This window comes from Cytobacillus stercorigallinarum (assembly GCF_014836495.1).
Taxonomy (GTDB): Bacteria; Bacillota; Bacilli; order Bacillales; family Cytobacillaceae; genus Cytobacillus; species Cytobacillus stercorigallinarum.
Map to the genome: position 1 here is coordinate 99,182 of NZ_JACSQT010000003.1, position 19,766 is coordinate 118,947.

Here is a 19,766-nt window from a genome sequence, read left to right on the forward strand (position 1 = left end):
CTCTTATGGGGGCATTACCCATTTGCCCACTCTTACTGCTCTCTTCCTACACTCTTGTGGGGGCATTACCTATTTGCCTACACTTCCTGCTCTCTTCCTACACTCTTGTGGGGGCATTTCCCATTTGCCCACTCTTCCGGTTCACTTCCTACACTCTTATGGGGGCATTACCCATTTGCCCACTCTTACTGCTCTCTTCCTACACTCTTGTGGGGGCATTACCTATTTGCTCACTTTACCGATACACTTCCTACACTCTTGCCCACCTATTCCCTTTTTCACATCTAGTCGTTTCTACTAACCTTATGCAGGCGCACCAAAAGACGATTTCTATTCCACAGAAATCGTCCCATTCAACCGTTTATGAAACTGGCTTTTTCTCTTCATGTCTTTTCTTCAAGACATTTAATACTTCTGCAAAAGGCAGTTCTTGTTCACGTAAAAGCACCATTAAATGATAGAGTAAATCAGCAGATTCCCATTTAAGTTCTTCTCGATCACGATTTTTAGCAGCAATGATTACTTCTGCTGATTCCTCGCCCACTTTCTTCAATATTTTGTCGATGCCACTATCGAATAAATAGGTCGTATAAGCTCCATCGGGACGGGCGTGTTCACGCTCAGCTATTACCTCTTCCAACCTTTTAAGAATTTGATAATCTGCAGCAATGCTTTTTTCTTCCTCGGTATAAATCGTTTCATGAAAACAGCTAACTTCGCCTTTATGACAAGCTACACCGTTTGGTAATACTTGCACTAAAATGGCATCCTGATCACAATCCCACTTCATTTCTACTACCTTTTGCGTGTGACCACTGGTTTCACCTTTATGCCAAAGTTCATTACGTGAACGGCTGAACAACCAAGTTTCCCCTGTTTCAATCGTCTTTGCTAAAGATTCTTTATTCATGTACGCAAGTGTTAAGACTTCTTTCGTTTCACTATCTTGAATAATTGCTGGCACAAGGCCTTGATCATTGAATTGCACTTGATCAATCATCTTACATACACTCCCTTATCTTTTATATATGCCTTCACTTCTGCGACAGAAGTTTCTTTATAATGAAAAATAGAAGCAGCGAGGGCAGCATCTGCTTTACCATCAAGGAATATATCAGAAAAATGACTAGCTCCACCTGCTCCACCTGAAGCAATGACAGGAACGGTTACTGCCGTACTTACAGCTTTCGTTAAGGCAATATCAAAGCCTTTCTTTTCACCATCACAGTCCATGCTTGTGAGAAGAATTTCACCCGCACCTCTTCGCACGGCTTCTTTTACCCAATCAAGTACTTTCCAATCTGTTTTTACTCTTCCACCATGTGTATACACTACCCATGTAGCGCAATCTTCATCGTACTTGGCATCTACAGCTACAACCATACACTGTGCCCCAAAGAAATCTGCACCTTCAGTAATCAACTCTGGCCGATTGACAGCTGCTGTATTTAGTGAGACTTTATCTGCACCGGCACGAAGAATCTTTTTCATATCATCAAGTGTATGAATACCACCACCCACTGTAAATGGAATGGCTAGTTCCGCCGCTACTGCTTGAACAACATCAACCATTGTTTTTCTTCCCTCATGTGAAGCAGAAATATCAAGAAATACAAGCTCATCTGCTCCTTGCTCGTCATAAAAACGTGCTAATTCCACTGGGTCACCTGCATCTCTTAATTGAACAAATTGGATACCTTTTACGACCCTTCCTTCTTTTACATCGAGACAAGGAATAATTCGTTTAGTAAGCACGAAAAGACACCCCTTCCAATGCTTCCTTCACGGTAAAACGTCTCTCATATATGGCTTTACCTACAATAGCACCAGGAATCCCCGCTTGATCAATGCATTGTAAATCAGCAAGAGAACTGACTCCACCTGAAGCAATGACCTCTTTTCCTGTTGCTTGTGCTAATTGAACAGTTGCGTCAATATTCGGGCCAGATAACGTACCATCTGTTGCAATATCTGTAAAAATAAACGTTTCGCAACCGACGTCAGCGAATTGTTTACTTACCACAACAGCTGTTGCTTGTGATGTATTCAACCAGCCATTTGTTGCCACAAAACCGTCTTTAGCATCTAAACCAATGACAATACGCTCTTTATACTTCCTAATCATTTCAATCGCAAATTGAGGGTTTGAAATGGCTACACTGCCGATAATTACTCTAGATACCCCAGCATCTAGATAGAAATGTATATCTTCCTCGGTTCGAATACCGCCACCAATTTGGATATGCGCATTTAACTTCTTTGCTGCTTGAATGACATAACGATCGTTCACCGGCTTACCGGATTTCGCCCCGTCGAGGTCCACCATATGCACCCAGCTAGCCCCATCTTCTACAAAGGTTTTTGCCATATCAAAAGGAGAGTCTCCGTATACCGTTTCCTTATCGTAGTCGCCTTGTAATAACCGGACACATTTCCCTCCCCGCATATCAATCGCAGGATAGATGGTTAGACTCATTTTACACTCACCCTTTCTGATACAAGCACTGTAAAGTTTTTTAATATTTCCATGCCAGTCATACTGCTTTTCTCCGGATGAAATTGAGTACCAAATACATTATTTCTTCCTACAACTGCTGGGACACTAACATCATATAAGCTATCTGCCAAAATAATTTCTTCGTTTTCTGTTGTTACATAATAAGAATGAACAAAATAAGCAAACCCCTCTTCGACATTCTTTAAAATCGGTGATTGTCGTCGTAACTGTAATAAGTTCCAGCCCATATGTGGGACTTTATATTTTTCACCTTGAATTGTTACACCAGGAATTTTCACAACCGTTCCAGGAAGCAATCCTAGTCCACGGCATCCACCGTTTTCTTCACTTGCTTCAAACAGTAATTGCATCCCTAGACAAATACCTAATATTGGTTTACCACTAGCCGCATAGTCTTTGAGAACATCTGCCATACCCGTTTCATTTAAAAGTCGCATGGCATCACTGATTGCTCCAACTCCAGGGACAATCACACCATCGGCTGAAAGGATCTCATTCTTATTATTTGTAATACAATAAGGTTCGCCTAACCTTTCCAGTGCTTTACTCACACTGAATAAATTACCCATACCATAATCAATGATCGCAATCATTTATAACATCCCTTTCGTGGAAGGAATACCTTTTATTCTTGGATCAACCGTTGTTGCTTCATCCAAGGCTCGACCAAGTGCTTTAAATACTGCTTCAATCATATGATGGGTATTCTGACCATAGTGAACGATTACATGAAGATTCATTCTCGCCTCGAGTGCGAATTTCCATAAGAATTCATGCACTAGTTCGGTATCAAATGTACCTACCTTTTGATTAGGGAAAGTAGCCCGCATTTCTAAATGTGGTCGATTACTTAAGTCGACAACCACTTGCGCTAGTGCTTCATCCATCGGAACAAAGGCATTGCCGTATCTTTTAATCCCTCTTTTGTCACCGAGACCCTCTCGCAATGCCTGTCCGAGACAAATCCCTATATCCTCCGTCGTATGGTGATCATCAATTTCGACATCACCTTTTGCATCGATCGTTAAATCAAATTGCCCATGCTTAGCAAATAAATCAAGCATATGTGTCATAAAAGGAACGCCTGTCTCCAAATCACTTGTTCCTTCTCCATCAATATTGAGGGATAGTTGAATTTCAGTTTCATTTGTCTTTCTTAGCAACTCAGCCGTTCTCGTCATTTCCCTTCTTTCCTTTCACTTTGGAGTCTTTTTTCAATCGCTCTTGCATGAGCCTCTAAACCTTCTAGTCTCGCAAATGAAGCGATTTTTCCCGCATTTGCTGTAAATCTACTTTCACTGTAGTAAATAATGCTCGATTTTTTGCGAAAATCATCTACATTCAGTGGGCTTGAAAATCGTGCTGTACCGTTAGTTGGTAAGACATGATTAGGACCAGCAAAATAATCACCAACAGGCTCAGGGCTATATCTACCTAAGAATATTGCACCTGCATGGCGGATAGCTCCTAAAAGTGATAATGGATTGACTGTTAAAACCTCCAAATGTTCAGGAGCAATTGTATTAATCACTGCTATCGATTCTTCTATCGTCTCTGTCACATAAATACGACCAAATTGTTGAATCGAGTGGCTGGCAATATCGTATTTTGGTAGAGTAGCTAACTGTTCTTCCACCTCGATGGCAACTTCGTTAGCGAGTTGTTCGCTATTCGTAACAAGGATGCTACAAGCCATTTCATCATGTTCTGCTTGTGATAATAAGTCTGCTGCTACTTCAGTTGGAATTGCTGAGTCATCAGCAAGAATAGCAATTTCACTTGGTCCAGCAATCATATCGATATCGACCTCACCATACACTTCTCTCTTCGCCAATGCGACGTAAATATTACCTGGGCCTGTTATTTTATCCACTGGTGCGATTGTCTCTGTACCATAGGCAAGTGCAGCTACCGCTTGAGCTCCACCTACTTTATATATATCTGTTACCCCGGCAATATTCGCTGCAACAAGGACAGCAGCTGGTATTTTTCCTGTTTTGCGCTCTACAGGAGAAACCATCACAATTCTTTCTACTCCTGCTACTTTTGCCGGCAAAACATTCATTAACACAGAAGATGGATAAGCAGCTTTCCCACCAGGCACGTATACACCAACAGAATCTAGCGGCGTTATTTTTTGTCCGAGCAAGGTGCCATCGACTTCAGTCGTCATCCATGAATTTTGCAATTGCTTCATATGATAGTTTCTTATATTTTCTGCTGCTTCTTTTATAATTGAAATGGTTTCTTTAGATAATTCTTTATAAGCTTGGTCTATTTCTGCTGCTTTCACTTGATAATCATCTAATAGAATCCCATCAAATTTTTCTGTATAACGAATGACCGCTTGATCACCTTCTTGACGTACAGCTGCTATGATTTCCTTTACTGTTTGCCTTTGTTCTTCTGTACCACCGTCTATGGAGCGCTTAATAGAAAGGTCGTTTGTTACTTTTAATATGTCCACCTTTACTTAACCACCTTTTCCTGCTCGATCACTTCTGTCAGTCTCTCAACCACATCACTTATACGTGCGTCTTTCATGCGGTAACTAACCGGATTGACGATGAGCCTTGATGTAATATTGACGATGTCTTCATATTCTATTAATCCATTTTCTTTTAAGGTTCTTCCTGTAGAAACAATGTCAACAATCCGATCAGCTAAACCAATAAGCGGTGCCAATTCAATCGAACCGTTCAATTTAATAATCTCGACTTGCTCGCCTTGTTCACGGAAATACGCTGCTGCTACATTCGGGTATTTCGTAGCGATTTTCGGTGCGACATCATTCATTTGCGTATGAGGCAAGCCAGCAACTGCTAAATAGCAAGCACTAATCTGTAGATCAAGCAATTCATATACATCACGTTCTTCTTCAAGCATGACATCTTTCCCGGCTATTCCAAGATCGGCAACACCATATTCCACATATGTGGGCACATCCATCGGTTTAGCTAAAATAAAGCGGAAACACTCTTCAGGTACATCGATAATTAATTTCCGCGAATCATCGAATTCAGGAGGCAACTCGAAGCCAGCCATTCTCAACATCTCCACTGCCTCAGTAAAAATTCTTCCTTTTGGCATCGCAACTGTTAACCAATCCTTCATCGCGATCCCTCCTTCTGTTTACCAACTAAATAAGTGATATCTTCATAAAGTGCTGAACAAGCATCAATATCTTCTACGCCATTAATATCTTGCAAAACGACTTTCTTCCCTTCAAGTCGTTGCTGTTCAGCTAACATAAAAGCTTCTTTCCTTCTTTCTAAACTAAACACAATACAGGAAAGAGGTGGTTGTTCAAATGGTTTGTCTAACGATTCAAGTAAATGATCTAATCGAATGGCAAAGCCAGTTGCACTTTTGGCTTTCCCAAACTTTTCTAGTAATAAATCATACCGCCCACCGCTGCCAATTGGAAAACCAACATTACCTGCATACACTTCATAAACAATACCTGTGTAATAACTCATATGACTGACTAATGTTAGGTCTAATTTTATGAGGGCATCCTGTTGATAGTCAGCTATAATTCCCCATAAGGTTTTCAATTCATTTAACGCTTCAACGCCTGCGTTGCACTCTAATAAGTCTTCTGCTTCCTTAATGACTTCTGGTCCGCCTCTTAATTTTAGAAACTGTTTTAACCTTTGTTTATCAATAGATGACAATGATAGCTGATCTACATGTACACGATAACCAACATAATTTTTCTCATAGAGGAATCGCATCAATTGCTCCACTCTTTCATCTGTACCGAGTATCTCTTGGAAAAAACTCCTTACAAAGGCAATATGACCAACGGAAATCTGGAACTGCTCCAATCCTGTTTTCATTAGAGCGGAGGATATTAATCCTAAGCACTCTCCATCCGCACTAACTGTTGGATCACCAATACATTCGACACCGATTTGCTCAAATTCTGCCGGCCGTCCACCTTCTCGCTGTTGTGCCCGAAACACATTAGCTGAATAAGCTAAACGCTGTGGCAACTTTTCCTTTAATAACTTAGACGCAGCCACACGAGCAATAGGGGCTGTCATATCTGGTCTTAGTACAAGTGTATGTCCCTCATGATCCAGCAGTTTAAACAATTGTGTATCGAGAATAGCTGAAGCTGTACCAACTGTCTCGTAATATTCCAACGTAGGAGTTTCAATAAATTGATAGCCCCAGCGTTTCATTTCATTGGCCATTGTCAACCGTACTTCTTCTTTCATCATATATAGATTAGGCAATGTATCCCTCATGCCTAAAGGCTTTTCAAACATAAATAACCGACTCAACCCGTTCACCTCATTTTTACTTTAGTTCGCTACCATGCTAATAAATTGAAGTTACTTAGTAGTGTACGCTTCTCACCTTTAAACGTCAACCCTAAACACTTAATTTTGAGAAAAATGAAAGAAATCCACAACAAAGGGATGTAATATAAAATATTCTAATGGGGGATGTAAAGATTCCGCCTGTTGGCATATCACAACTTTAGGGCGTTTACGATAATGGAGGGTTCTGGTTCTACTTTTGTTCGACGTCCTTATCTTTAGAGGGGCAGGTGTGAGAAAATAAAACAGGAGGAGTGCAAAAGCTCGTTTCATTGCTAAAAAAGGGGACGAGAGAATCAGGTCCTTATTTACGATAATCTAAACGGTCAGTAGGAATTTCCCTTTTGCGTTGCTCTCAGCTTCGATCGACCTCACGAAACTGGTGAATCTTCATGTCATGTGATGGATGGCACCTTGGTGCTGAATCTCTCCGTAAAAATCTTTTTACGTACTGTAGTCTTTTTTTCTTGTTACCATCATCCGTAACAAAAAAACATCCGCTATCCACTTTCTTTTCGAAAGCGAAGTTAGCAGATGCTTATGACCGTTGTTCCATTTCTTCTTTTGTAAATATGATTTGCATTGGGTTACCACCGACGAAAGCACCAGCGGGTACGTCTTTATGTACAAGTGTACCAGCGGAAACAATCGCACCATCTCCGATTACTATTCCTGGAAGTATCGTGCAGTTGGCACCAATCATGACTTCGTTACCGATTTCTACAGTTCCCAGGCGATATTCTTTAATCAAATATTCATGGGCTAAAATAGTAGTATTGTATCCAATCACACTATTGCGCCCCACACTGATTTTCTCTGGGAACATGACATCGAGCATTACCATAAGCGCAAATGACGTCTGTTCACCGATTTTCATCCGTAAAAAGGTACGATAAAGCCAGCTTTTCATCCCTAAGAACGGGGTATAGCGTGCCAGCTGAATCACAACAAAGTTCTTTACTACTTTCAAAAAAGGGACCGTTTTATACACATGCCAAAGGGAGTTCGCTCCTTCAACAGGATAGCGTTCGGTTCTCCTCATCTGTTCAATTCCTCTAAGATTGTTAATAAATCCGGCATTGTCTCTAACATATAGTCAGGATCGAATTGAAGAAGATGATCCCTTCCTTTACTTGACCAAGCAACACCTGCTGTCACCGTCCCCGCATTTCTGCCACCTATAATATCATGATGATTATCACCAATCATGATGGCTTCATGTGGTTCTGAGTCCAATAGTGATAATGCTTTTAAAACAGGCTCAGCATCCGGTTTCGGCTTTTCTACATGATCAAGGGCAACAATCACTTCAAAAAATTCATCCAGCTTTGTTAAGCGTAAACCCTTTTCAACAACGTCTAGCATCTTTGTTGTTACGATGCCCAATTTATAACCCGATTCCTTTAGTGTGCGGACCGTCTCATACACGCCTGAAAACTCTTTCACTAATGCATCATGGTTTTCTTTATTAAATGTACGATACATATGAACCATCTCATCCGCACGGTCACTATCAATTGATGTAAATGTCTCGACTAATGTTGGACCCATAAAAGGTAGTACATCCTGACGCTGATAGCTATCTGGATAATAATGATTTAATGTATGCAAAAATGAAGAGATAATTAGTTCATTCGTATCTATTAACGTTCCATCTAAATCGAATAATATTGTATCAATTTTAGCCATAATACTCTTCCTTTCTCGGTGTTGCTTCAAGCTTCCTCCAAATCATCCCGACAATCATTGTTAAAATCACAGCGACTACGACGCGAATAAGAAGAAGGGGTAACACAGGTATTCCTAAAGGTATAAAGATAAGAGTATCCTCAACAACCGCATGACAAGCTACTAAGAAAATAAACGCTAAAGTGACATCTTTTTGACTAACGCCATCCTCTTCTACTGCTTGAATCATCACACCGGCTCCAAATGCTAAGCCAAACAATAATCCTGATGCTAAAGTTGTCGATGTATTTTCTCTCATCCCTAGCTTTCTTGTTAATGGAGCCATCCATTTAGAAAATACTGCAAGCCATTTACGGTCTTTCATAATCTGTACGATTACCATTAATGGAATTACAATGATCGCCAATTGAAAAATACCGAGACCTGCTTTTTCTACTGCATTCCATACAATTGGCCATATGCCTTCAATCGTTTCTTCGCTTGCTCCAACAAAACCATACTCTGCCATCTCTGAACCGCCATTCCAAACGAGATTAATAATAATCCCCGATAGAAAAGCTAAACCGAGTCGAACAGCGAGCACAATCCATAGTTTAACGCCTACTTTCATGGCTACACTTGTTTCAATCAGTAAGTTATGAGAAAACGAGAGCATGACCGCTAGTATAAATACTTCTTTTACCGTTAAATCCAACGTGAGAATCGCACCAATACCAGCATAAACATTTAAGAAGTTTCCTAAAACTAAAGGAATGGCCGCATCCCCCGATAGACCAAATATCCCCATAATTGGTGCAATTAATTCAATCACCCACGGTAAAACTGGCGTATGCTGCAATAATGCAACAATTAACGTAACAGGAAAGATAATTTTCCCCAATGTCCAAGTCGTTTTAAAACCAACCTTTAATCCTGCCTTTACAGAATGTATCACCTGCTACTCCCCCTCTGTTGACCCTTACTTTGCTTTCGCTTTTTTCTGTGGTGGATCTAAATACCTCTCTTTTGCCGTCCCACTTACTCTTCTATATATAATAATGGCGATAGCTCCAACAATTAATATAATCGAAAGCATTTGCGCTGCTCTTAACATTTCAGTCACCATTAAACTATCAGTTCTCATCCCCTCGATAAAGTATCTACCGATAGAGTACCAAATAACGTAGCTAAGGAATAGTTCCCCTCTTTTTAAATTTGCACGTCTTAGTAGGAGTAGAAGTGCAAATCCAGCGAAATTCCAAAGTGATTCATATAAAAATGTCGGATGATAATAAGCCCCGTTAATGTACATCCCATTAATAATAAATTCTGGTAGATGCATGTTTTCTAAGAATTGTCGACTTACTTCACTACCGTGTGCCTCTTGATTGACGAAGTTCCCCCAACGTCCAATTGCTTGGCCTAGGATGATACTTGGTGCAGCAATATCCGCTAATTGCCAAAAGGATACACCACGCTTCTTCGCAAAAATAATCGCAGTGATCACTGCTCCGATTAATGCACCGTGAATGGCGATGCCCCCGTTCCAAATTTTAATGATTTCGCCTGGATACTGAGAATAGTAATCCCACTCAAAAATCACATAATAAATCCTTGCACAAATAATTGAAATAGGAATAGCCCACAACAATAAATCAGCAAATAAATCCTTACCGAGTCCTCTTTTGTCTGACTCTCTCATCGCCAAAATAAGACCGAGTGCAATGCCGATACCGATGATCAGGCCATACCATCTTACAGACAATGGCCCTAAACTAAAGGCAACCGGGTCAATTGGCGCCACTGTTAACAACATAGTCATATCTCCTTTAATTATGTATTAATAAAACTTAACGATCTTCATGATCGCCATCTTCAATTACATCCGTTAAACGATTGGTAAATTGCTCTGCTGCATTTACACCCATACGTTTTAATCTAAAGTTCATTGCTGCTACCTCAATAATGACCGCTAAGTTTCGACCTGGGCGAACAGGAATGGTCATTTTATTTAACTCCGTATCAATAATCTTCATCTTTTCTTCTTCTAACCCTAAACGATCATACTGCTTTTGCGCATCCCATATTTCTAAGTCCATTACGAGGGAAATCTTTTTAAATCGGCGAATGGCACCTGCCCCAAACAAGGTCATGACATTAATAATACCGAGTCCGCGAATTTCTAATAAATGCTCAATGAGTTCTGGCGCACTACCGACTAATGTGTCCTCATCCTCTTGTCTAATTTCTACACAATCATCCGCCACTAAGCGATGCCCTCTTTTGACAAGTTCTAATGCCGTCTCACTCTTACCGACACCACTCTTTCCAGTAATCAGGACTCCCACACCATATATATCGACTAACACCCCATGAATGGCCGTCGTAGGGGCTAACTTACTTTCTAGGAAATTCGTCAAAAGACTAGAAAAACGCGTTGTTTTTTGCTTAGTTCTTAAAATCGGCACAGCTTCTCTTTCAGCCGCTTCAAGTAATTCTTCTGGTACTTCTAGCTCTCTCGTAATAATGATTGCTGGAGTGATGTCTGAACATAACATCTCCAGTCTTGCTTCTCTCTCTTCATCATTTAGTTTTTCAGCAAATGATAGTTCTGTCTTTCCTAATAATTGTATACGTTCTGCCGGAAAATAATCAAAATAGCCAGCCAATTCTAGACCTGGTCGAGAAATATCACTCGTAACAATCGGACGGTTAATACCTTCTTCACCGCTTAGTAATTCTAACCCGAATTTTTCGATAACATCCTTTGTGCGAACCTTTGCCACTCTTGTCCCCTCCTTATCCTGTAGTTATCTATTCTTCTTTCATCCATTCTCATCTGATACGCTCTTTATTTTAGCACTTTTTACACGAGAACCAAACGCCTTTATATTGAAACTGCCCTTGTATACGAAAATAAACAGTTCCATACCATTGTCGACTCTCGTTGTTTATTATACACTGAAACGAAATAAATGGAGAGAATGACTAATCAATACAATGAACAAAAGAAGGGATGAAGCGAATGGATAAGAAGACCCTTTTTATAAATGCTGATATTATTTTTCCACATTGCGTATTATCAAACTGTTATCTGACAACGACTGGACACCTGATTGAAGATTTCGGTGAAATGGCTTCATGTCCACCGACTACTTGCTACGATAAAATCTATGATTTAAAAAACAGGAGATATATTAGTCCTGGTTTTATTGATCTCCATATACACGGTGTGGCTAGTGCGGATGTGATGGATGGTACAGCAACTGCCTTAAAGACCCTGTCACAAATATTACCTAAAGAAGGAACAACAAGTTTTTTAGCAACTACCATTACTTCCCCAACCAAAAAAATAAGTCAGGCCATTGAAAATATCGCCCATTTCCATTCCTATAAAGGGGCAAAAATACTTGGCATTCATCTAGAAGGACCTTTTATCAATCGTCATCAGGCAGGTGCACAGCCAAAAGGAGATATACAAGAGCCCAATCCCGAATTATTTTCCTACTGGCAATCTCTCGCCCAAAATCGAATCAAGCTTGTTACGTATGCACCCGAGATGGATCCTAACCAAAAGTTATTACATCAAATAATTGCTGATGGAGCCATTCCATCAATTGGGCATTCAGAAGCTACTTATGAACAAGTCGAAACCGTTCATTCTTACGGCGTCTCTCATATGACTCACCTATTCAATGGTATGCTTGGCATACATCACCGTGAAATTGGGACAGCAGGTGCCGCACTTTTGCTTGATTCCTTTACTGCCGAAATCATTGCTGATGGTCGACATATTAGCCCAGAAATGATTCAACTGCTGTTAAAGGTTAAAGGCTATCAAAACCTGATATTAATCACTGACAGTATGAGGGCAAAGCATATGGAAGATGGGGATTATGAATTAGGTGGGCAAACGGTTCATTTGCAATCAGGTGTGGCAACATTAGTAGATGGAACGCTTGCCGGAAGTATACTAAAGATGAATGACGCGATTAAAAATATCAGACATTTCACTGGTATCGCCTTGCACGAAGCCATCCACATGGCTACCGTCAACCCAGCAAAAAAAATCGGACACTTTCATTGTATTGGTAGTATCGATCGTGGCAAAGAAGCTGATTTAGTGATTTTAGACAGGGAATTAAATGTAATAGACACCTTTTGTAAAGGTGAAAGGATGTTTAGTTAAGAGAGTCTATTCTGTTTCCGCAAACCATATTATCGCTTTAATAGCTAGGCTGTGCACCTCTTTTGTAATTAACGAGATATTTGAACGGCTACACTTAAACTGATCGTGAAACACAATCGTGTGATGACATTAAAAACTCAAAAAAGCAGGAAGATGTCTCATCTCCCTGCTCCAATCACCATTAATATTAATATTTGTAAGATTGTCCACCATCGATTGGTACAACCGTTGCATTAATGAAGTCTGCTTGGTTTGATAATAAGAATGCGACAAGGTATCCGACTTCCTCTGGTTTACCAAAGCGTTTCATTGGATTGACGCTAACAAATTCTTTTCCAGCTTCTTCCCAATTATCTCCGCCCATTTGTTTTAATGATCCTTCAACCATTGGCGTCAAAATCGCACCAGGAGCGATCGCTTTAATACTAACACCAAATTGGCCATATTCGATTCCAGAGTTTCTTGTTAAGCCTACTACACCATGTTTACTTGCAGCATATCCTGATTGATTACCAACTCCACGGATTCCCCCAACAGATGCGGTATTAACAATTGAACCTTGACCTTGTTCTTTCATTACTTTTAACACATGCTTCATACCATAGAATACACCGTTTAAGTTAATATCAACTACACGTTGGAATTCTTCGATACCGAAGTCTTCTGTTAAGTTTTGTTTCCCTTCAATACCTGCATTATTAAAGAAGCCATCGATTTTACCGAATTTCTCAACAGTAAACGCCACGTATTTTTTTACATCTTCTTCATTCGCTACGTTCGCTTCGATTGTTTCTATTTCTGCTTGAGGTGCTACTGTAAGTAATTCTTGTTTACTTTCCTCTAAGCCTTTTGCATTTAGATCTACTAAAACAAGTTTACCGCCTTCTACCGCTACTTGTTTTGCTGCCGCTCTACCAAGTCCAGATCCCCCACCTGTAATAATAACGACTTTATCTTCAAAACGATTCATATAAAACTACCCCTTTCACATGCGTTGTGGTACTATTTTCACAACTTCTCTTTTAGTGTAAACGGATTCATATTTAGCAACAATCAGTAATTTTTTTGAATCTGTCGATAGAATCTACACATTACTATAATGTGTTTATTTTAGGAGGAAAAATACATTGGTTGAGTATAAAAATATTATTTCTAAGCAAAGTGAGCGCACTAAACTATCTTTCAAAAAAGCTTTCATTGAGCTTATCCATGAAAAAGGTTATAGCCATGTAACAGTGACGGACATTATTAAACGCGCCGATTATAATCGCACGACGTTTTATCTTCATTTTCAAGATAAGCAATGCCTAGCGCAAGAATTACAAAGGGAAATGTTCGAACAAGTAAAAGAAAAAAGCATGAATAAATATGAAAAAGGCAAAGCCATCAGTATTACCGAGATGGACCCAAAATCATTTGAACTAACACACTTCATATACTCAGAGCAAGCTTATTTCAATCTCTTATTAAAAAACGATACCATCCCTGGATTGCACCGAGATCTACCGAAAGCAATTTATGAAGTATTGGAAGAGAGCTTTATCTTATCAGCAATTAATCAACTAGATATTAACTACTCAGTCCATAAACTCTATATGGCTCACGGTACGGCTGGACTAATTGTCAATTGGATTGAAAATGGTTATGATGTCAGCCCTGATGACATGAGTCTACGCTTGATTCAAATATTACATTCATTTGCTAAAGAGTTTTCAATTGCAACTAAAAGTAAAAACACACCTCCCATTTAAAAAGGTGGTGTGTTTTTGCTTAATCCCAGAGAACCTTTTGTATAATCAAATTTGCTACAGACATAATAATTGCCACCAGAATAGCTGTGCCAAAGCCGGCAATCTCAAATGTATCTCCCATTAATCCACTCGTAATCATCAAGGTTACTGCATTGATAACAAATAAGAATAACCCTAACGAAATGACCGTAATTGGCAATGTCAGTAAAATAAATATCGGTCTAACAATTATATTGAGAATGGATAGAATAAAACTAGCTAATAAAGCAGATCCAAAACCTGATAAATAAAAAGAATCTCCTATAAAGCCTGATAAAGCAATAAATAATACAGCATTAATGACAATACCAATTAACCATTTCATACATAAGACACCTTTCCATTACAAAACTGAGCTAGATTTTTTTACTGTGACAGACCCTGTTTTTGTATCCGCATTTAATCTTAGACCGCCTTGAGGCTCTTTGATTGAGCGGAAACGAAGAACCTTCTGAATCACATCACTTTTTTCCTCTAATATCTCAATTCCCTCAATATGAATATCAAAACTTCCTAAATTCGTTTTTAGTTCTCCACTTACTTCTAATGGTGGAAGCGTTACTTCTACATTTCCTGTTGTTGCTTTTGCTTCAATCGATTCGCAACGTGAACCCTCAACAGCGCAAGCCACATTCCCATTAAATGAGTGTGCATTCACTCTCTCATAATCTCCATCTACATGAACAGCACCGTTTATCGTCTCTGCTTCAATTATATCCACCGTACCATTTTCAACATGAATTTTCCCATGAACGGTTTCTAACTCTGCATGCTTACCATGTAATTGTTTTGCTGTAATTTTACCGTTTGCCGTTTTCGCCTTAAAGTTTTTCGCATGTAGCTTTTCACTTTCAATCGGTCCATTGAAGGTACGAAGTTTTAATTTATTATACTCCTTCTCAGGTACATATAGTACCGCATCTAACTTTATCCACTTTTGTTGCGTAGAGAACTTCAGCTTATCATCTGAAATGGTAAATACAGTATCCTCCAAGAACTTTTTTCGAGCCTCATCTTGAGATTCTGCACGATACACTTTTACTTCACACTCTGCCCTTACATCAGTCTGTGACCACGGTACAACTTTGATGGCTCCGTTAGCAATATCTACTTCAATTTCATTAAAGGCACCGTCAGATTGATGGAAAATATGTGATAAACTATGTGACTGTCCGAAGTTAAAGTCTAAATCGACATCTTTAATCTTTTTAAATGCAGAGTCGACAAAATCAATGATCTTATCTTTTGCTGAATTAAATTTATAATTAAAGGGTTCTTCTTTTTTCTCTTCTTCAAATTTGACTGCTGTAGATAATTCTTTAATAATTTCTTCTTGCTTTTGCTCGGCCGTATCTTCGGCTTTTTCTAGTTTCTCTAATAAAGTTAAAGCTTCTTCAACCGATAATTTTCCATCCTCCACCATTTTTAAAATGCGTTTTCTTTCTTCCTTCATTCTATTCCCTCCATAAGGTTCATTTTGTCTATGCCCTATTATCCTTTTTATCTTAGGCTAAATAAGTATTAATATCTAATAAGTATGCTTAGGACAATCTCCAGCATGATTAGTATTGAAAAATGAAAGTTGGTTATATTTCATTTTTACCCCCAATCAGCGAAAATTACGCTTATACTTCGATTTTTCTATAATCAATTGTACGATAGGAAGGGGCAAAAGTTTCACTTAAATAAAAAAACCAGTCTCAAGTCTGACTGGGATTTATGTCATGAGGTCTAGATATGAAGGTTCGTTTCCTGAGGTATCGGTAAAATGAAGGGTTGAAGCCGTTAAGTTAATAACTCCGTATGATCATCGTTCCTAACAAATTTGCGAAATCCAAACAGGTCCTGTCTATTTATGACCTAGGACCTGCTTTAACCTATGTAACTATAATGATTTATTGATAGGCCGCCAAGTCAGTTGTGCGAGGAGATTCCTTACGCTTAACCTCATCAATCTTGTTAACAAACATTTGAAATACTTTTCTTTTTTCTTCTAAATCTTTTGCATGTTCTTTTAAGTCATTATACTTCTCTTCAAACGGACGGTGATAACGTTCTCTTATACTTTCAATAATCTCATCATTGACTGTAGATTGAATGACTTGTTTAGTAATTCCATATTTATAGGAGTAAAGTTTTAGCTCAAGCTTAATTTGATCATATTCCTCATTAATTTGACTAAGCACTTCAGAGATATCTTCTTTCCATTCCTCTAATGATTTAGCTAAATAATCTTCCATAACTGTATAGTCACCCTCTCCCCATATAATACTATGATTATAACGAAGGATAGTTACATCCCTTTTGCTATAGAGTTACAAAACTTTATCTTTTTTAATAGAAAATACCACGAGCCGATAGACCCGTGGTATTTCCTATTAAAACTTTAGGCATTAGTTACACTTGCTTCTTTATCCTCAATTTGCACTTTCATTCTCTTGCGATCACGTTCAAGAATCGGTTTTAAATATTTCCCTGTATAAGACTCGGCCGTTTCTGCAATCACTTCAGGGGTACCTGTAGCTAGGATTGTTCCCCCTTTAAGTCCACCTTCAGGACCTAAATCAATTAAATGGTCAGCAGCTTTAATTACATCTAAATTATGTTCAATCACGAGTACAGTATCTCCATTTTCAACAAGACGCTGTAACACATTAAGTAAACGAGCAATATCATCGACATGCAAGCCCGTTGTCGGTTCGTCTAAAATGTAAAATGATTTCCCATTAGAACGACGATGTAGCTCAGAAGCAAGCTTTACCCTTTGCGCTTCCCCACCTGATAAGGTTGTCGCTGGTTGGCCCAATTTAACATAACTCAATCCGACATCATAGATTGTTTGCAACTTACGACGAATTTTAGGGATATTTTCAAAGAAAGTAAGTGCATCTTCCACGGTCATTTCTAAGATCTCTGCAATGCTCTTCCCTTTATATTTTACTTCTAACGTCTCGCGATTATATCGTTTTCCATGGCAGACTTCACATGGCACATATACATCAGGAAGAAAATGCATTTCAATTTTAATGATTCCATCTCCACGACAGGCTTCACATCGGCCACCTTTGACGTTAAAACTAAAGCGCCCTTTTTTATAGCCTCTTACTTTCGCTTCATTTGTAGAGGCATACACATCACGAATGTCATCGAATACGCCTGTATAGGTAGCTGGATTAGAACGTGGCGTTCTTCCAATAGGTGATTGATCAATATCAATAACTTTGTCTAATTGATCAATTCCTTTCACTTCCTTATGTGCACCAGGCTTACTTTTCGCTCGATGTAGTTTTTGCGCTAAGCTTTTATGGAGAATCTCATTGATTAACGTACTCTTCCCTGAGCCTGAGACACCGGTTACAGCCGTGAATGTACCAAGAGGGAACTTGACGTTCACATTCTTCAAGTTATTCTCTTTAGCTCCTTTGATCTCAATAAAACGACCGTCACCTTTTCTTCTTTCTATCGGCAGAGGGATAAATTTTTTCCCTGATAAATATTGACCGGTTAAAGAGTAATCATCTTTCATAACTTCTTCTGGTGTACCTTTGGAAACAATTTCACCACCGTGCACCCCTGCACCTGGACCCACATCAATTAAATAATCCGCAGCAAGCATCGTATCTTCATCATGCTCGACCACAATTAACGTATTACCGATATCACGCATGTTCTTTAATGTTTCGATTAAGCGGTCATTATCCCTTTGATGTAATCCGATAGAAGGTTCATCAAGAATATACAACACTCCAGTCAGCCGTGAACCAATTTGGGTGGCTAAACGAATACGTTGAGCTTCCCCACCTGAGAGAGTACCAGCAGCCCGACTGAGCGTTAAATAATCCAAGCCAACATTAATAAGAAATCCAAGACGTTCTTTAATTTCTCTCATGATCAAAGTAGCGATTTTCATTTCTTTTTCTGATAAGTGCAATTGGCCAAAAAAGTCATAAGCTTCCTCAATAGATAAATCTGTAAGTTTCCCCACATGATGACCATCAATCAAGACTGCCAAGCTTTCTTTCTTAAGACGGTAGCCTTTACAAGTAGGACATTTATGTTCCCCCATGTACTTCTCCATCTGTTCACGGATATAATCAGAGCTCGTCTCCTTATATCTTCTCTTGATATTATTCATAACACCTTCAAAGACAATATGGGATTCACGCACTTGACCATAATCATTTTCATATTTAAAATAAATTTTTTCTCTACCCGAACCATAAAGGATCTTATCTAGTTGTTCATCTGGAATAGCTGATACGGAGATATCCATATCAATGCCATAGTGCGTACATACTGCTTCCAAAAGTTGGGGGTAGTATTGTGAGCTATTCGGTTCCCAAGGTGCAATCGCATGCTGCTTCAACGTGAGATCTTTATTAGGGATTACTAAATCTGGATCTACTTCTAGCTTTACCCCTAAGCCGTCACAATCGGGACAGGCACCGAAAGGACTATTAAACGAAAACATTCTCGGCTCAAGTTCTCCAATTGAAAAACCACAAATAGGACAAGCATGGTTTTCGCTAAATAATAATTCCTCTTCCCCAATCACATCAACTATGACTTTTCCTTCGCCCATTTTCAGTGCTGTTTCGAGCGAGTCAGCTAATCTGGCTTCCACGCCCTCCTTCACTACAATTCTGTCAATGACGACTTCAATAGAATGTTTTTTATTTTTCTCAAGCTCGATTTCTTCTCCTAAATCGAGCATTTCGCCATCAACCCGAACACGAACAAACCCTTGTTTCTTTACCTCTTCCAATACCTTTACATGTGTTCCTTTTCTACCAGACACAACAGGTCCGAGTACTTGCAAGCGTGTTCTTTCCGGATATTCCATAATACGATCTACCATTTGTTCAACGGTTTGAGAAGAAATTTCAATATTATGGTTAGGGCAGGTTGGGTGTCCTACTCTCGCAAATAACAGACGCAAATAATCATAGATTTCTGTCACAGTTCCTACCGTTGATCGTGGGTTTTTACTTGTTGTCTTTTGGTCGATAGAAATCGCAGGGGATAAACCTTCAATCGTATCCACATCGGGCTTATCCATTTGTCCTAAGAACTGTCTTGCATAGGCAGAGAGGGATTCAACATAACGGCGCTGTCCTTCTGCATAAATCGTATCAAAAGCTAAGGATGATTTTCCCGATCCTGATAACCCCGTTAGAACAACAAGTTTATCCCTTGGGATTGAAACATCGATATTTTTTAAATTATGTGCCCTCGCACCTTTAACAATCAATTTCTCCATTGCCATTTCC

General features: G+C 39.2%; 20 protein-coding genes. 2 read left to right on the forward strand and 18 right to left on the reverse strand.

What is annotated here, in order from left to right:
* Positions 1-361: 361 nt before the first annotated feature.
* From hisIE to hprK, 13 genes are all read right to left on the reverse strand, one after another.
* Complete coding sequence (hisIE, locus tag H9655_RS08380; protein ID WP_191812884.1) at positions 362-1,000, reverse strand: bifunctional phosphoribosyl-AMP cyclohydrolase/phosphoribosyl-ATP diphosphatase HisIE; 639 nt, start codon at positions 998-1,000, stop codon at positions 362-364.
* Positions 997-1,755: an imidazole glycerol phosphate synthase subunit HisF gene (gene hisF / locus H9655_RS08385; RefSeq protein WP_191812885.1), complete on the reverse strand. Its 759-nt coding sequence runs from the start codon at positions 1,753-1,755 to the stop codon at positions 997-999. Before hisF ends, hisIE begins: the two co-directional genes overlap by 4 nt.
* Entirely contained in the window at positions 1,745-2,476 is a 732-nt protein-coding gene (gene hisA / locus H9655_RS08390; RefSeq protein ID WP_191812887.1) for a 1-(5-phosphoribosyl)-5-[(5-phosphoribosylamino)methylideneamino]imidazole-4-carboxamide isomerase, read from the reverse strand. The genes hisF and hisA overlap by 11 nt, the downstream gene beginning before the upstream one ends.
* Positions 2,473-3,111 (reverse strand): imidazole glycerol phosphate synthase subunit HisH, encoded by a 639-nt coding sequence (gene hisH / locus H9655_RS08395; protein ID WP_191812889.1) that lies wholly within the window; start codon positions 3,109-3,111, stop codon positions 2,473-2,475. Before hisH ends, hisA begins: the two co-directional genes overlap by 4 nt.
* On the reverse strand, positions 3,112-3,699 hold the full coding sequence (gene hisB / locus H9655_RS08400) for an imidazoleglycerol-phosphate dehydratase HisB (RefSeq protein WP_191812891.1): 588 nt from the start codon (positions 3,697-3,699) through the stop codon (positions 3,112-3,114).
* Entirely contained in the window at positions 3,696-4,985 is a 1,290-nt protein-coding gene (gene hisD, locus H9655_RS08405) for a histidinol dehydrogenase (RefSeq protein WP_191812894.1), read from the reverse strand. The genes hisB and hisD overlap by 4 nt, the downstream gene beginning before the upstream one ends.
* Before the next feature lie 2 nt (positions 4,986-4,987).
* On the reverse strand, positions 4,988-5,632 hold the full coding sequence (hisG, locus tag H9655_RS08410; RefSeq protein WP_095371879.1) for an ATP phosphoribosyltransferase: 645 nt from the start codon (positions 5,630-5,632) through the stop codon (positions 4,988-4,990).
* Positions 5,629-6,810 carry an ATP phosphoribosyltransferase regulatory subunit gene (locus H9655_RS08415; protein WP_225230513.1) on the reverse strand — a complete coding sequence of 394 codons (1,182 nt, stop codon included), beginning with the start codon at positions 6,808-6,810 and terminating at the stop codon, positions 5,629-5,631. Before H9655_RS08415 ends, hisG begins: the two co-directional genes overlap by 4 nt.
* 577 nt (positions 6,811-7,387) lie before the next feature.
* Complete coding sequence (locus H9655_RS08420; RefSeq protein WP_095371877.1) at positions 7,388-7,891, reverse strand: acyltransferase; 504 nt, start codon at positions 7,889-7,891, stop codon at positions 7,388-7,390.
* Positions 7,888-8,538, reverse strand: a complete 651-nt coding sequence (gene ppaX / locus H9655_RS08425; protein WP_191812896.1) for a pyrophosphatase PpaX — start codon at positions 8,536-8,538, stop codon at positions 7,888-7,890. The genes H9655_RS08420 and ppaX overlap by 4 nt, the downstream gene beginning before the upstream one ends.
* Entirely contained in the window at positions 8,531-9,469 is a 939-nt protein-coding gene (locus tag H9655_RS08430; protein ID WP_191813464.1) for a nucleoside recognition domain-containing protein, read from the reverse strand. The genes ppaX and H9655_RS08430 overlap by 8 nt, the downstream gene beginning before the upstream one ends.
* 27 nt (positions 9,470-9,496) lie before the next feature.
* Complete coding sequence (gene lgt, locus H9655_RS08435; protein WP_191812899.1) at positions 9,497-10,333, reverse strand: prolipoprotein diacylglyceryl transferase; 837 nt, start codon at positions 10,331-10,333, stop codon at positions 9,497-9,499.
* A 34-nt stretch (positions 10,334-10,367) separates the two neighbouring features.
* A complete protein-coding gene (gene hprK, locus H9655_RS08440) occupies positions 10,368-11,303 on the reverse strand; it encodes an HPr(Ser) kinase/phosphatase (RefSeq protein ID WP_191812901.1) in 936 nt (311 codons plus the stop codon).
* A gap of 239 nt (positions 11,304-11,542) precedes the next feature.
* On the opposite strand from hprK, the gene nagA reads away from it, so the two are divergent.
* Positions 11,543-12,706: an N-acetylglucosamine-6-phosphate deacetylase gene (gene nagA / locus H9655_RS08445; RefSeq protein WP_191812904.1), complete on the forward strand. Its 1,164-nt coding sequence runs from the start codon at positions 11,543-11,545 to the stop codon at positions 12,704-12,706.
* Positions 12,707-12,893: 187 nt separating this feature from the next.
* On the opposite strand, the gene H9655_RS08450 is transcribed toward nagA, so the two are convergent.
* Positions 12,894-13,676 (reverse strand): SDR family oxidoreductase, encoded by a 783-nt coding sequence (locus H9655_RS08450; protein ID WP_191812907.1) that lies wholly within the window; start codon positions 13,674-13,676, stop codon positions 12,894-12,896.
* Positions 13,677-13,833: 157 nt separating this feature from the next.
* Here H9655_RS08450 and H9655_RS08455 point away from each other — a divergent pair, with 157 nt between their 5' ends.
* Complete coding sequence (locus tag H9655_RS08455) at positions 13,834-14,457, forward strand: TetR/AcrR family transcriptional regulator (RefSeq protein ID WP_191812909.1); 624 nt, start codon at positions 13,834-13,836, stop codon at positions 14,455-14,457.
* Between the two features lie 19 nt (positions 14,458-14,476).
* Here H9655_RS08455 and H9655_RS08460 read toward each other — a convergent pair whose 3' ends face one another.
* The 4 genes from H9655_RS08460 to uvrA all read right to left on the reverse strand — a co-directional run bounded on the left by H9655_RS08460 (position 14,477) and on the right by uvrA (position 19,762).
* The gene (locus H9655_RS08460; RefSeq protein WP_191812911.1) at positions 14,477-14,821 is read right to left on the reverse strand and encodes a phage holin family protein; all 345 of its coding nucleotides are present in this window, start codon (positions 14,819-14,821) and stop codon (positions 14,477-14,479) included.
* An 18-nt stretch (positions 14,822-14,839) separates the two neighbouring features.
* The gene (locus tag H9655_RS08465; protein WP_191812913.1) at positions 14,840-15,949 is read right to left on the reverse strand and encodes a DUF4097 family beta strand repeat-containing protein; all 1,110 of its coding nucleotides are present in this window, start codon (positions 15,947-15,949) and stop codon (positions 14,840-14,842) included.
* A 442-nt stretch (positions 15,950-16,391) separates the two neighbouring features.
* The gene (locus H9655_RS08470) at positions 16,392-16,736 is read right to left on the reverse strand and encodes a hypothetical protein (protein WP_095371868.1); all 345 of its coding nucleotides are present in this window, start codon (positions 16,734-16,736) and stop codon (positions 16,392-16,394) included.
* Positions 16,737-16,882: 146 nt separating this feature from the next.
* A complete protein-coding gene (uvrA, locus tag H9655_RS08475; RefSeq protein WP_191812915.1) occupies positions 16,883-19,762 on the reverse strand; it encodes an excinuclease ABC subunit UvrA in 2,880 nt (959 codons plus the stop codon).
* Positions 19,763-19,766: the final 4 nt, after the last annotated feature.